At 43.8% G+C, this 13,154-nt stretch carries 14 protein-coding genes; 7 read left to right on the forward strand and 7 right to left on the reverse strand.

What is annotated here, in order from left to right; all coding sequences use genetic code 11:
• Window positions 1–16 precede the first annotated feature (16 nt).
• The gene (locus FM038_RS12965; protein ID WP_142870938.1) at window positions 17–442 is read right to left on the reverse strand and encodes a VOC family protein; all 426 of its coding nucleotides are present in this window, start codon (window positions 440–442) and stop codon (window positions 17–19) included.
• Between the two features lie 151 nt (window positions 443–593).
• Between FM038_RS12965 and FM038_RS12970 the strand changes: the two genes are divergently transcribed.
• Window positions 594–1,580, forward strand: coding sequence for a sensor domain-containing diguanylate cyclase (locus FM038_RS12970; RefSeq protein ID WP_142870939.1), 987 nt, complete (start codon window positions 594–596; stop codon window positions 1,578–1,580).
• Between the two features lie 29 nt (window positions 1,581–1,609).
• On the opposite strand, the gene FM038_RS12975 is transcribed toward FM038_RS12970, so the two are convergent.
• On the reverse strand, window positions 1,610–2,068 hold the full coding sequence (locus FM038_RS12975) for a DUF4442 domain-containing protein (RefSeq protein ID WP_142870940.1): 459 nt from the start codon (window positions 2,066–2,068) through the stop codon (window positions 1,610–1,612).
• A gap of 273 nt (window positions 2,069–2,341) precedes the next feature.
• On the opposite strand from FM038_RS12975, the gene FM038_RS12980 reads away from it, so the two are divergent.
• The gene (locus FM038_RS12980; RefSeq protein WP_142870941.1) at window positions 2,342–3,094 is read left to right on the forward strand and encodes a substrate-binding periplasmic protein; all 753 of its coding nucleotides are present in this window, start codon (window positions 2,342–2,344) and stop codon (window positions 3,092–3,094) included.
• A 4-nt stretch (window positions 3,095–3,098) separates the two neighbouring features.
• The gene (locus FM038_RS12985) at window positions 3,099–4,592 is read left to right on the forward strand and encodes a methyl-accepting chemotaxis protein (protein ID WP_185965683.1); all 1,494 of its coding nucleotides are present in this window, start codon (window positions 3,099–3,101) and stop codon (window positions 4,590–4,592) included.
• Window positions 4,593–4,599: 7 nt separating this feature from the next.
• On the opposite strand, the gene FM038_RS12990 is transcribed toward FM038_RS12985, so the two are convergent.
• The 4 genes from FM038_RS12990 to FM038_RS13005 all read right to left on the reverse strand — a co-directional run bounded on the left by FM038_RS12990 (window position 4,600) and on the right by FM038_RS13005 (window position 7,053).
• A complete protein-coding gene (locus FM038_RS12990) occupies window positions 4,600–4,971 on the reverse strand; it encodes a hypothetical protein (RefSeq protein WP_223292858.1) in 372 nt (123 codons plus the stop codon).
• 24 nt (window positions 4,972–4,995) lie between these two features.
• Window positions 4,996–5,859, reverse strand: a complete 864-nt coding sequence (locus FM038_RS12995; RefSeq protein ID WP_223292859.1) for a transporter — start codon at window positions 5,857–5,859, stop codon at window positions 4,996–4,998.
• Window positions 5,860–6,134: 275 nt separating this feature from the next.
• The gene (locus tag FM038_RS13000; protein ID WP_142870943.1) at window positions 6,135–6,695 is read right to left on the reverse strand and encodes a GreA/GreB family elongation factor; all 561 of its coding nucleotides are present in this window, start codon (window positions 6,693–6,695) and stop codon (window positions 6,135–6,137) included.
• Window positions 6,685–7,053: a hypothetical protein gene (locus FM038_RS13005; RefSeq protein ID WP_142870944.1), complete on the reverse strand. Its 369-nt coding sequence runs from the start codon at window positions 7,051–7,053 to the stop codon at window positions 6,685–6,687. The genes FM038_RS13000 and FM038_RS13005 overlap by 11 nt, the downstream gene beginning before the upstream one ends.
• Window positions 7,054–7,284: 231 nt before the next feature.
• Between FM038_RS13005 and gcvA the strand changes: the two genes are divergently transcribed.
• The 4 genes from gcvA to aguB all read left to right on the forward strand — a co-directional run bounded on the left by gcvA (window position 7,285) and on the right by aguB (window position 11,620).
• Entirely contained in the window at window positions 7,285–8,193 is a 909-nt protein-coding gene (gene gcvA / locus FM038_RS13010) for a transcriptional regulator GcvA (protein ID WP_142870945.1), read from the forward strand.
• A 184-nt stretch (window positions 8,194–8,377) separates the two neighbouring features.
• Window positions 8,378–9,490: an agmatine deiminase gene (aguA, locus tag FM038_RS13015; protein ID WP_195873021.1), complete on the forward strand. Its 1,113-nt coding sequence runs from the start codon at window positions 8,378–8,380 to the stop codon at window positions 9,488–9,490.
• 39 nt (window positions 9,491–9,529) lie between these two features.
• Window positions 9,530–10,618 carry a polyamine ABC transporter substrate-binding protein gene (locus FM038_RS13020; RefSeq protein ID WP_142870946.1) on the forward strand — a complete coding sequence of 363 codons (1,089 nt, stop codon included), beginning with the start codon at window positions 9,530–9,532 and terminating at the stop codon, window positions 10,616–10,618.
• A 120-nt stretch (window positions 10,619–10,738) separates the two neighbouring features.
• Complete coding sequence (gene aguB, locus FM038_RS13025; RefSeq protein WP_142870947.1) at window positions 10,739–11,620, forward strand: N-carbamoylputrescine amidase; 882 nt, start codon at window positions 10,739–10,741, stop codon at window positions 11,618–11,620.
• Window positions 11,621–11,687: 67 nt separating this feature from the next.
• Here the strand turns inward: aguB and FM038_RS13030 are convergent, their stop codons facing one another.
• Entirely contained in the window at window positions 11,688–12,830 is a 1,143-nt protein-coding gene (locus FM038_RS13030; RefSeq protein ID WP_195873022.1) for a ribosomal protein uL16 3-hydroxylase, read from the reverse strand.
• Between the last annotated feature and the right edge of the window lie 324 nt (window positions 12,831–13,154).

The following is a 13,154-nucleotide window of genomic DNA, read 5'->3' on the forward strand; positions in this document are numbered from 1 at the left end:
ATTTCTAGCCTAAATTTCAAGACCGATTACGTACGACCATAGGATGATCATCATTGAGCTGGAGTAGGTCCCATAAGTTGCCGTACAGATCTTCAAATACGGCAACGGTGCCATACTCTTGCTCCTTAGGTGCTCTAACAAAATGTATTCCTTCAGCAAGCATGCGCTCATAATCACGCCAAAAATCATCGGTATTGAGGAACAAGAACACTCTTCCTCCCGCTTGATCACCAATAAAACGGTCTTGTTCAGCTTTAGACGCCCTAGCCAGTAGCAAACTCACTCCGGAGGAACCTGGTGGAGACACCACTACCCAACGTTTATCTTGCTCCGCTTGATAAGTGTCTTCGACAAGTTCAAACTTTAACTTGTTGACATAGAAATCGATGGCTTCGTCATAATCCCTGACCACCAATGCGATATGTACTATCGATTGTTTCATATTGATTGTCCTATCACTTACGTCACTGACCTGACATTACCTGAACAGGCACGGCCTGAACAGACATTACAAATACAGTGCCAAACTTTCATTAAAAATCTACTATTTGTTCTTCTATAATAAAGTAATAACAATAATATTTGGTAACCAGATGTTTAATGTTCAGGACTGTCTATCAAGTAGTAAGCAAAGCAGTATCGATCTCGATAAGTGGCAGCAAACCGTTGATTTGATGTCTGAGTTGTATGGTTCAGTCAATGGTTCAATTGTGCAGTTTCGTCAGAATGAATTTAATGTCGTCGTCACCAGCAGTAATGAAGACAACTTTCTGGAACGAGACGACAGCTGGCCTTGGGAGATGAAGAGTTTTTGCCGTAAAATCATTGAAACTAAAAAACTGCTGTATGTGGACAACTCGCTAGAAGATCAATACTGGCAAGATGCGCCTCCTGTAACCGATGGGCCAGTACGATCTTATTGCGGCTTACCCATTTATTGGCCTGATGGCTCATTGTTTGGCACCATCTGTGTCATTGACAATAAAGCCAGTCAGTACTCCACTACATTATTAAAAATGCTTGAACAATTTTGTCAGCTAATCACTGCCGATCTTAAGATGTTCTGTGATTACGAAGAGCTTAAGAGTTTAGCATTAACCGATGAATTAACAGGTCTGTATAATCGACGCGGCTTAATGATCCTTGGCGAGCAACGCATCAAAGATGCCAAACGGTCAAAACATATCATAGGGCTGACATATCTTGATATCGATAACCTTAAACAGATGAACGATCAGTTTGGTCACCAACTTGGCGATCGATGCATTTTAACTTTGGCCAAAGCTTTGGAAGTCAGTTGTCGTGATAATGATATTAAAGCGCGCGTTGGCGGCGATGAATTTATTGTCATGTCAGTGTTTGATAAAGACAATGAAGCACCTTACAACCAAGTCCTCAGAGAGTTGTCACAGCGTATTATCAAAAACTATCAGCTATTTATCAAAGAACACGACCCGAATGGTTTAACATCGGTTAGCTATGGTGGATTAATTTTCAAACATCACGAATTACACACCCTTGAGGAGATGATAGAGAAAGCAGACCAACTCATGTATCAAAATAAACAAAGTAAACGCTAGCAGGACTAACTCTGTTTCTTCTTAGTTTGTCATAGCTTAGCAGGCTTTCTTTTTACATAGAGTGTCTTGTTAACTTTCGCGATGACCTCACCAGTTTCATCTTTTATCTCTAAACAGAATTTAGGCAAATACTTGTCACCCGCTTGGGTATGTTGTTTTATCAGTTCGAGATCTTTATCTGAAATTTTGATAACACACTTCACCGCCTTTCTGGTTGCCTTAATAAACTCAATATCGGCGGCTTTATCCCAAATAAAATAATCCTTACCTAATAGTTGCATGAACAGGAGCATCAGGTGAGGGTCAACCATGGAATATAGACTACCACCAAAGTGGGTGTTGACCGCATTACGGTTATACCAACGCACCGACATAGCCACATGAAGTTCACGCCAGTCCTCACTGAGGTAGGTGATTTTAATACCCGATCCAATATAGGGTGGATAAAGATTAAGAAACCGTTTCATGGACTTTGGGCTTAGTTTCATGTGACCTCATTGGGCTATTGTTTAAACGACGCTATTCACTAGAGTATTTAATCTAGCGGATAGTTTCAACAGCTCCTACTCACAATACTCCTTTATCAAAGGCACATTCAGCCAAATTCTCTTATAGACCTCATAACGGGGACTGATACCGATTGGTATCAAGTTCTTGACGAAAACTGAGGCGATTAACAACCCATAGTTATTGTTCGATAAAGCTTCTTTCATTGACTAGACTTCTTAGTACGCTCAATTTTCTAGTACTTAGGAATCAAAATGAATAAGTTCAGCCCTCTACTCAGCCTGTTGCTATTTAGCTTCTTAGCAAATAGCGCGACGGTGTCAATACGCAGTGATGAATGGTTTCCTATGAACGCTGCCCCTGGTGCTACACCCGCGGGATACATGATTGACTTTGCCAATGAGATTTTTACGGCTGCCGGTCATCAGATCGAGTATAAAATGATGCCATGGGAACGAGCCGTCGATCAGGTCCGCGAAGGTAATTTTGATTGTGTGATAGGCGCTTACACCGACGATGCTCCTGACTTTATTTTCCCTAAAGAGTCATGGGGAACCGATGTTTCCTCTTTTTATGTAAAAGCCGGTGACAGCTGGCGCTTTGATGGTGATGCTTCATTAAAAGGCAAAAAGATTGGCATCATTTCCGGTTACTCCTACGGAGATAAGATTGACTCCTTGATCGAGTCAAAACATGCATCATTCAAAGCCGCGACAGGTAATGATGCACTGGAAAAAAACTTCAAGAAACTCAACGCAGGTAGGCTTGATATAGTCATCGAATCACAAGCGGTAGGCGCCGCAAAAGTCAGTGAAATGGGGCTATCAGAAAACATTGTCTCAGGGGGGGAAGATGGTAACCCTACTCCACTATTTATCGCTTGCTCACCCAATAAGGCCAGCAGTCAGGAATATATCGATATCGTAGACAAGGGAACCAAGCAGCTCAGAGAATCAGGTAAATTGCAGCAGATATTATCTGTTTATGGGCTCAGTGATTGGAAGTGATCCTATGAACATTATCAAGTCGATTGCCTTTAGGCTTATTGTCGCGACGCTGATCGCGGTAAGCATCTTAATCACTGTGATGAGTATCATGAGTTATCACAGCCAAAAAAGCTTGCTCGAAGACCGTCAGCGACAACAGATCCAGCATGCTGTGTCACGGTTGGAGTTAAACCTCCCCACCGCTATTTGGAACTTCGAGCAAGAACGCATTGTGAGTATTTTGAAGTCTGAGCAAGCCTCTGAACATATCGCTTCTATTGAATTTATCAATGATAAGAGCGAGGTTCTCGCAACCGTTGGCGAAAGTATGACTCCTGAGAAGGTAAGCGTACCTCTGGTATTCGTTGAAGACGAAGAGTCTAACTCCGTTGGCCAGCTGGCCATCTATATTGACGATCACAGCATACAAGCCGAGCTTAATGATTTACTCCTCATCTCAGTCATCGAAGCCTTCTCCCTCGGGCTGTTAATTATCCTTATCACCTATACGTTATATAAGGCATTAATTGCTAAACCTCTGCTTAAACTCACTCTCGCATTAGAAAATATGGACAGAGGCCAAAGCGATCTCACCCAACGCTTACACGTCGGCGATCAAGACGAGTTTGAACGGGTTAGTCAGGGGTTCAATCGATTTGTTGAGATGATCCAGGATATCGTCAGGGCATTTCAGGAATCTGTCAACAAGACCAGTATTCAAGCCATGCAGGCCAATGAAGATGCCAAAGAAAGTATTCAACTCATTGCGGCTCAGCAGCAAGAAACCGATCAGATGGCGACTGCCATCACACAGATGTCATCTTCTGCGGGTGAAGTCGCGAGCCGGGTCAATCAAACCGCAGAGTCGGCCGAGCAAGCACGTAAAGATACCCAAGCCGTGGCATTGATCTTACAAGAGACGGTCACATCCATCGAACAGCTTGCACTGCAACTTAAGAGTTCTGAACATGCCATCAATTCATTAGATGACAATGTTCAAGGGATAGTCTCTGTCATGGATGTAATCAACGGCGTCGCAGAGCAGACCAATTTACTCGCGCTCAACGCCGCTATCGAGGCAGCAAGAGCCGGTGAACATGGTCGTGGATTTGCCGTTGTCGCCGATGAGGTGCGTGGCTTGGCTCAACGCACCCAAGCCAGCACTTTAGAGATTAAGGAGAAGATAGATGGTCTCAGAACAAGCACAAATACTGCGGTCGAGTCTACACTAGCGTCCTTTAAATTAAGTGCCACAGCGGTGGACAATGCAAAACGCTCCGAAGCCTCAATCACAGGAATTCTCGATGCCACCAGCTCGATAAGCAGCATGTCAGAACAGATAGCCACCGCGGTTAACGAGCAATCCCATGTGGCCGAAGAGCTGAGCAAGAGTGTTAATCAAATAGTGTCCCTAGGTTACGACAATACAGAGTCCCTCAACAAGGTCTCCGACACCATTCAGGCACTTCTTGCACTATCGAAAGATTTAGATAAGCTAGCAAAACAATTTATTACCTAAATAGATCTCATTGCTGAGGGACTGAATCACGTTTTTCGCCATAAGCGGTGGCAGTCACTAGGATACATTGCACCGAGTAACCAAACTCGAGCCATAATTTATCATCGATGGCGACATCAGTTAAAAATACTGTGCCCTCGATACGAGACTTAGCATCGGCTATCGCCCCTTGGGTAGAAGCCGACTCACCGTAGGGAATAAGATAGACAGCTGAAGTCTGGCAGCTTTTCCCCTCAACTAGGCCTAGAGCCACAAGTTCTTTTTCACCTCCATCAAAATTTGAATGATAGGTTTGTGCGATAAATGAGCCGTGATTAGCTAAGTTACACCCAGATAATAAAAGTAGAGTACTTAGTAATAATAAACAGCGATTTTTCATTATTTATCTCCAGTCATATAAGACTTAAAAATTGTACAACCAAAATGCCCCAAAGGAGTCAAAGTCATTGCCCACTCGAGTCAGTACCCCTTTGCTGTAATTTAGCTTGATACTGTGATGTCTGCTCAGAGGGATTGAGTATGTTAAACCCAATCGAGAGTTTTCCTGATAATCATTTGACTCAATATCTCCTTTGGTGGTCTCGCCGCCAAAAAAGTAATTTGAGTTAACCGAAATCCAATGTCCAGGACTAATGGAATAGATGAGGTGCCCCTGAAAGATGTACTGAGGCTCTTGGGTTAAGCTGATACCTTTATAATACTCATCGTTATCACCGTATATTCTTGCCGAAGCAATCAGGTTGTAATACCAGCGTCCCAGCTTCTGAGACATACCTATTCCCGGACGAAAAACCCAGCGATTAGTGCCAGCATTAAGCAACCTGGTTTCATCATAACTCCCTATCGGCGCAGTGACTTGGAGACTGGTACCTACCACAACACCTTGTTTCCACGATGCAAATTCTTTGGGCGATAACGCTGGAGCACCAAAGAAATTCCAAGTTAGCTTGATACTTGGATCGGTATAACCACATCTGTCCGCAGTGATGGTTTCACCGGCTAACATGGCGCTGCCATCGAAGCAGACCCGCGATACTCCCATGTCTATTTTGGATGAGCGTCCCCCCATAGAAAAAGAGTGGGCATAACCGATAGCGGCGCCATCAATTTTGAGTTGTACATCTTCAACTGGTGCTCCGGGAGAGGGAGAAACTTCCCCTTGAGAATGCGCGTAACCCAGCACCATAAAATTCATTCCAATAGGAATATTAGTGAAACTTCTGGGCTCGAGATCTTGAGCCTGAACGCCTAAGAATATCTGTGCCAAGCATACACATATCAGCAACACACCTCTGACTGCTCCCACAAATAAACAACGGGTGTGAGCTAGGTTTAGCAAAGCATGCGAAGGAGCAATACACGACATCGATTGGCAATCCTGCAGGAAAATGGTTAATGGCGGCAAACGAATAAACCAGAACCGCAACATATCTGATACAAACCAAACTAACCATTACAGCCAATAAATCAAGATAAATTAGAAAAAGACGAACAAATTCAGTAATAAAAGATAGGATAAACTAGGGAATGCAGGCGTATAAATTACTCCAGCCCAGTGATCTCATAAATCTTAAGCCGATTGCCAATATTGAGTTGAACCGCATCATCAAGAGACTTTCCCATCAGTGACTGTCCCAAGGGAGATGAGGGAGTGATGACCATGATACTCCCCTGTTCAGCTTCTGGTTTTTTGCCACTACCAACCTTTAAGTCAATATCTGTATGCTTGTCGATTTTGAAGTCAATTTTCATGCCCGGTGCACCAGGTCCGATGAAATAGGTTCTCACTGTCCCCGACTCATCCTCTAGGGTGACCAAGCTAGATAGCCCTATCGTTAATTCATTGAAGCAACCAAGCAAGTTTAGGCTTTGATAGGCCAATAGCTCTGCTTCACATTCTGCAACTCTTTGAGCTTGCCCATGAGCGAGATATGAGGCTTCTAGTCCGAAAGTCTCATACTTACTCTTTGCGACGGTTTCACTGTGTGTGGCTGTTTCATGGGCCTGTTTCGCCGCAGACATGGCAGCATCTCGGGCTAGAGTCAGCCCCGAGAGAATCCTATCGACGATTAACCGCTTATCAAATTGGGTGCTACTCGCCATTGATGATGCCGATCAGGCGCTTGATAAAACGCTTAACCGCTTTTTTATCGTCAAATTTGAAACCTAGACCATAATGAATACCGTTAAGGCTCTTCTGTACCCGCTTTGGAAAGCGTGTCATCTCATTATTATGAAAATAGCCTTCTTTGTGTTTAACCCCTTCTAGCCCAGCAAGATCAGTCAAAAACACTTCATAAGCAGGCCTGATCACCAGTTGGCAATCTTTGTCACTACCATGAAGGTAAATTGGCTCTTTGAGCTCCGGCAGCATGTATTCGGTGATTTTCTTAATGGTAAAATTGGTTCTGCAGTTGAGTGAAGTTAACTCAGCCGTCAATTCGCTGTGTTCAATTGCCAATGGGACGCTCCTAATGTGTTGCCTCTGACAGGAAAACTCCCATCACCACGAATACTATTCTCAAGCGGACTCTAGCAAAAATACGCTTCTCATGCTTTATAAATAGTATTTAGTTGCCTTCAACTTTTAACTAAAACACAGAGTGATTAAATTGTTATTGTTAATATCACTTTTTTTGGCTTAATCTAGACAAACATTAACCATTACATTTAATTACCATATTAGGGGCTTATGCGTCGCCTTCCTCCATTAAATCCCTTAAGAGCATTTGAATCAGCTGCCAGACATGAGCACTTCTCTCGCGCTGCCGATGAGCTGTGTGTCACTAATAGCGCCATTAGCCATCAAGTGAGGACATTAGAGGAGGCATTAGGGATCTCCTTATTCGAGAAACAAGGGCGTAATGCAAAATTGACTCAATCAGGTAAAAATTTACTACCTGCAGTACAAGAAGCCTTCGACATCATTGCACAAGCATGCGAGAAAGCGGTAAAACCTGGGTTAACAGGACGGTTGATCATCTCTGCCCCACCAGAACTCTCTTCTAAATGGCTGATTAAGCAGATTGGCGATTTCGCTGACCGTTACCCTGCCATCGATATCAGTTTACTTGAACACGACAGTGATGAGCAGAACATCGACTCAGAAGCCGACCTGAATATCATCTATGGGGCGGGAGATGGCGACTGGAATCGTTATTGGGTAACACCACTTCAGCATATTCAATTTTTTCCTGTATGTAGCCCACAGTTCTTAGAAAAGAACAACTGTCTCTCTCATCCACTCGATTTGGCACACCAACGCCTATTACATGATGATCAAGATGGCAAAACTTGGGCCACTTGGCTGGGTGCCCATGCACCTCAAATTGTTAATATTCCTCAACACCTCAACTTCTCCCATGCAGGGCTCTCCCTAGAGGCAGCCATCGCAGGCTACGGGGTCGCTATCGGAGATAACTATACCGCCTCGGCAGACTTAGCCAACGGTAACTTAGTACGTCCTTTCGAACAAAGTGTCCCCTCCCTTGGAAATTATTACCTGGTTGCTGAAAAACGCAAAACCGGAGACGCTAAACTCAACATTTTTATCGACTGGTTGCTGACGCGGATAAATGCTCAATTCATTGATAAGATCTAAGCATTTTAAATGCTGATCTCTGCTTGAATTAATTGACCAAAAATACTCTGAGTAGATAACTTTCTTATACTGATTGATATTATTCATGAGAAAAACTAAACAATTAGTTCACTTTTTATCAGTAGACCCTCCTCCTTTGCCTCGTTAGGTTTGACGCTATCCACACAAACGACAAGGTAAAAATATGCCACGTACATTACATTCCACACCACGCCAAGATGGCTTTCGCATGCCCGGAGAGTTTGAGCCCAAAAAAGGTTGCTGGCTCGGTTGGCCTGAGCGCTGTGATGTTTGGCGTAACGGTGCGAAGCCTGCACAAAAGGTCTGGGTTCAAATATGCACTGCCATCGCACAAAGCGAGCTGGTCACAGTCTGCGTTTCTCAGGATCAGTATGAAAATGCGCGCGCCATGTTACCCGATACGGTTCGCGTAGTAGAAATGAGCACCAATGACGCCTGGTTTAGAGACTCGGCCTGTGCTTTTCTGGTGAACGATAAAGGAGATGTCAGAGGCACAGATTGGACATTTAATGCCTATGGAGGCCTAAATGGTGGGCTTTACTTTCCATGGGATAAAGATGATCTGATAGCGCAGAAGATCCTCGAAATAGAAAATTTGGATAGATACCGCTCCCCATTAATTGCCGAAATGGGGGGTATTCAATGTGATGGCCAAGGCACATTACTCACCACGGAGCAATGCCTGCTTAATTCCAATCGTAACGGACACCTGAATAAAGACGCTGTTGAGCAGCATTTAAGAGATTATATGGGCGTCGAGAAGATCATTTGGCTGCCTCGAGGTTGCAAATTTGATGAAACCGATGGCCATATCGACGATCTCGCCTGTTGGGTTGCTCCTGGAGAACTGCTGCTGCAATGGACGGACGATGAAAGCGATCCCCAATATGAGATCTATCAAGAAGCTTATGCGATCCTGAGTCGCAGCACAGATGCCAGAGGTCGTTCAATTAAAATTCATAAAATCCCGCAACCTAAAGCACTCGAATGGACTGAAGAGGAAGCATCAGGTCTTGATATTGCCACTGGGACCCATACACGTGTAGCAGGCACTAAGATCTGCGCCTCCTACATCAATTATTACATTGGCAACGAGATTATCATGGTTCCAACCTACGATGACCCAATGGATGAACCCGCTCAGGCGAAACTTAGCGCACTGTTTCCAAAACATAAAGTTATTGGGATCGAAAATGCCCGCGAGATATTACTTGGTGGGGGCAATGTCGCTTGCATCACTCAACCACAATACGCAGGTTTGCCGCTAAATAAGTAACATCAGACCTTAAACAGATACGTGCAACAGGAAGCAAAGATGAAAACTCAAACAAAAATACTGTTAGCGACATTAGCACTGTGTAGCATCTCAACCTCCGCGGCTGAAAATACACTCAACATATATAATTGGTCCGATTATATCAGTGAAGAAGCAATAGCCTCATTTGAGGCTAAAACGGGTATAAAGATCAATTATGATGTATATGATTCTCAGGAGCTGGCGGAGACCAAGCTGCTGGTAGGCAAGACAGGGTACGATCTTGTCGTATCCTCAGGCTCTTTTTTACAACGTCAAATAAAGGTAGGGGTATTTCAGCCCTTAGATAAGACTCGCCTAAAAAACTACCACCACCTGGATCCTAAGGTATTAGATATTGTCGCTTCTTTCGATGAAGGCAACCAACACGCTATTCCCTATATGTGGGGAACGACGGGGATCGGCTACAACATAGATAAAGTCGAGACCATTCTCGGAGACAGGGCTATTAACAGCTGGGAGCTCTTGTTTCAAGTTGAGACAATATCTAAATTTTCCCATTGCGGTGTCGCCATGGTTGATGCTCCGAGTGAAGTCGTCAGTGCAATGCTCAAATATTTAGGCAAGAACCCCAACTCTCAGGATTTAGCCGATCTTAATCTGGTTGAGGAGCATTTATTGGAAATACGCCCCTATATCACCTACTTTCATAGCTCTTCTTACGTCACAGATTTAGCCAGCGGCAACATCTGCCTCGCTATGGGGTGGAGTGGAGATGTATTTATGGCTGCAAATCGTGCAACCGAAGCAAAAAATGGGATAAACATCAACTATGTTATTCCTCAAGAGGGGGCACAAGGCTGGGCTGACACCTTCAATATCACCAGCGATGCTAAAAATGTTGATGCTGCCTACGCCTTTCTCGACCATATATTAGAGCCACAAGTGATAGCAGGGATCTCAAACTATGTCTGGTATGCCAATGCTAACAAAGATGCAACCCACTATGTCGACACTGATATCACCTCACATCCCGGTATCTATCCCGATAATAAGACACGTGAAAACCTCTTTACCGATAAGGGTCGAACACTAAAATATGAACGAGCAATGAATCGAATGTGGACACGGGTCAAGACAGGTAAATAATATCAATCGGCATAATCATAGACTCAGATGATGAGTCATGACGGTATTTTAAGTGGCTCAATATCGATTGAGTCCTTCAACTATTGCAAATACTCAATATTTAATAGAGGCAGTTTTTACATGTCAAAACTCATTAAGTTTGCTGCAGTGCAACTCGCTTTATCATGGGATCTCGATACTAATTTATCTAAAGTCACCCAGGCCATCACCGATGCGGCACAACAAGGTGCCCAGGTTATTGTATTGCAGGAATTGTTTGCCACGCCTTACTTTTGTAAGCAGCAGAGGGCAACATATTTTGAATTAGCCGCAGACCGTAATAATCATCAATTACTACAGAAAATGAGTCAGCTTGCTGGGTTACTTAAGGTGGTGATCCCCGTCAGTTATTTTGAAAAATCAGGCAACACATTTTTCAACTCAATGGTGATGATCGATGCCGATGGACGTATTTTGGATAACTACAGGAAATCCCACATCCCCGATGGCCCAGGTTATTGCGAAAAGTATTATTTCAACCCAGGAGATACCGGTTTCAAGGTATGGCAGACACGATATGGCCGTTTCGGTGCAGGGATCTGTTGGGACCAATGGTTCCCAGAGTTAGCCCGCAGTCTGACGCTCTCTGGCGCCGAAGCTATTTTTTATCCCACCGCAATAGGCTCAGAACCACAAGATTTAAGCTTAGATTCCAAAGATCATTGGCAGCGGACGATGCAAGGGCATGCTGCAGCGAATTTAATTCCAGTAATAGCGGCGAACAGAACTGGCGTAGAAACAGATGACGGGATAGAGACTCGCTTCTATGGATCCTCATTTATTACCGACCACACGGGAAAAATGTTAGCCGAAGCAGGCCGGAACGATGATGAGATCATCTATGCAGAGATAGATCTGCATGCAAGTGGCCAAGCACGCCATAGCTGGGGCCTATTCAGAGACAGACGTCCCGATCTTTACTCGGGGTTATTATCATTAACCGGTGAAAGTGAGCAGAAATAATCATAAAAAAATGGCGCCTATTAATACCAATCGGTATAAGGCGCCATTTATCTTAGGATAAAGAGACTCAACCCTCTTCGAAATACCAGTATCCGTTATTAATCCAATCGGTTAACTTTTCGATAAATGTCGGATTAGCTAACCAGGTGGACAAACGGGCGGCGCTCAGCATCTGATTGTCACATAACACAGGTATCACACCAGCTAGCTCTGAGGATAAAGTCACCTGTTCCCCATTGATGTAGAACACCCCCTGAGATACTGAAGCATCGAAATAAAGCACTTTCAGTCCACCTAATCTGGTTAACTCATGCTGATTCAACATTTCACGTACATCGTCACACTGAAAGCCCAGATTGTCCTCAGGCAGATCCAATTCACATTTAGAGTTGGTCAGGTAACGCCCCGAAAACTCGCTGATCAATTTATCATCCAGAGTCGCTAACAATTGCGCTTTAATCCGCGCTAAGTCTGTTGCGTTAACTCGCCCACTTTGATGACTTAATTCTCTGTCAGGATCTTCTATCTGCTCACAGCCTAATTCATTATCGATAAGGTGATCGGCTAAGGCACTGACCATGTCTTTTGCCGAAGCTGTTCGATACCCTACAGAGAAGCTCATCGATGCTTCTAAAGTGACCCCGTCGTGCGGGTAACCTGGCGGTAGATACAAGATATCGCCCGGTAATAACTCTACATCAATAATAGGCTCAAAGGCTTCTGTATGCAGTAGTGCTGGATGGGCCGCAAACTCTTTATGTGGACCACGATCACCCACACGCCAGCGACGTCGGCCAGAACCTTGACAGATAAACACATCATACAAGTCGATGTGTGGACCAACACCGCCACCAGGGGTGGCATAACTCACCATCACATCATCAAAGCGCCATCTTGGAATAAAATCAAAACACTGAATAAGTTTCTCGGCATCCGGCAACCAATTATTGAGGGCTTGAACGATTAAGGTCCAATCTGACTCGCCTAAATGTTCATAACTCTCAAAAGGGCCAAACTCGGCCTGCCACTCACCTTCACTCTTGTAGACTCTACGTGATTCAACCAGCTCATCACATGCCAGACCTGCCATCTCTTCAGGTGTAAGCAAGTCTTTGAACTTGTTGAAGCCTTGTCGAATAACTAAAGGTTTTTTTTGCCAATATTCTTTTAAGAATCTCTCGACGGTTAGTTCGCCTAGATTTAATTGCATAGTAAATTCACTCGTAAAATTTTGGCGATCCTAACAACGAAGCGCATCCAAAACGCTGGTTCAGATCATAAAACAATACTGCTACGTCAGATTAAACGGTTTGAGAGATTGATTAGTACTGAACTAAGTTCACATTTGCTAAAAATGATATAAGCAAAAAAACAGCCATAAAAAGACTGGAAACCACCTGTATCATATTGATATATAATAGCTTACTCATACAAAAAAATAATTACACCTATACTTTCATTTGCTTATTTATCCGAAAGTAGACGATTTTAATAAAAATCTATAAAGATATTCCCAAAGTGTTGATATACTTCC

Source organism: Shewanella eurypsychrophilus (assembly GCF_007004545.3).
GTDB classification, from domain to species: domain Bacteria; phylum Pseudomonadota; class Gammaproteobacteria; order Enterobacterales; family Shewanellaceae; genus Shewanella; species Shewanella eurypsychrophilus.

Excerpts from the sequence above, each read along its gene's own strand:
- FM038_RS12985 (WP_185965683.1), top strand. The coding sequence starts at position 3,099 with ATGAACATTATCAAGTCGATTGCCTTTAGGCTTATTGTCGCGACGCTG.
- gcvA (WP_142870945.1), top strand. The coding sequence starts at position 7,285 with ATGCGTCGCCTTCCTCCATTAAATCCCTTAAGAGCATTTGAATCAGCT.
- FM038_RS12980 (WP_142870941.1), top strand. The coding sequence starts at position 2,342 with ATGAATAAGTTCAGCCCTCTACTCAGCCTGTTGCTATTTAGCTTCTTA.
- aguB (WP_142870947.1), top strand. The coding sequence starts at position 10,739 with ATGTCAAAACTCATTAAGTTTGCTGCAGTGCAACTCGCTTTATCATGG.
- FM038_RS13030 (WP_195873022.1), bottom strand. The coding sequence starts at position 12,830 with ATGCAATTAAATCTAGGCGAACTAACCGTCGAGAGATTCTTAAAAGAA.
- FM038_RS12965 (WP_142870938.1), bottom strand. The coding sequence starts at position 442 with ATGAAACAATCGATAGTACATATCGCATTGGTGGTCAGGGATTATGAC.
- FM038_RS12975 (WP_142870940.1), bottom strand. The coding sequence starts at position 2,068 with ATGAAACTAAGCCCAAAGTCCATGAAACGGTTTCTTAATCTTTATCCA.
- FM038_RS12990 (WP_223292858.1), bottom strand. The coding sequence starts at position 4,971 with ATGAAAAATCGCTGTTTATTATTACTAAGTACTCTACTTTTATTATCT.
- aguA (WP_195873021.1), top strand. The coding sequence starts at position 8,378 with ATGCCACGTACATTACATTCCACACCACGCCAAGATGGCTTTCGCATG.
- FM038_RS13000 (WP_142870943.1), bottom strand. The coding sequence starts at position 6,695 with ATGGCGAGTAGCACCCAATTTGATAAGCGGTTAATCGTCGATAGGATT.
- FM038_RS12970 (WP_142870939.1), top strand. The coding sequence starts at position 594 with ATGTTTAATGTTCAGGACTGTCTATCAAGTAGTAAGCAAAGCAGTATC.
- FM038_RS13020 (WP_142870946.1), top strand. The coding sequence starts at position 9,530 with ATGAAAACTCAAACAAAAATACTGTTAGCGACATTAGCACTGTGTAGC.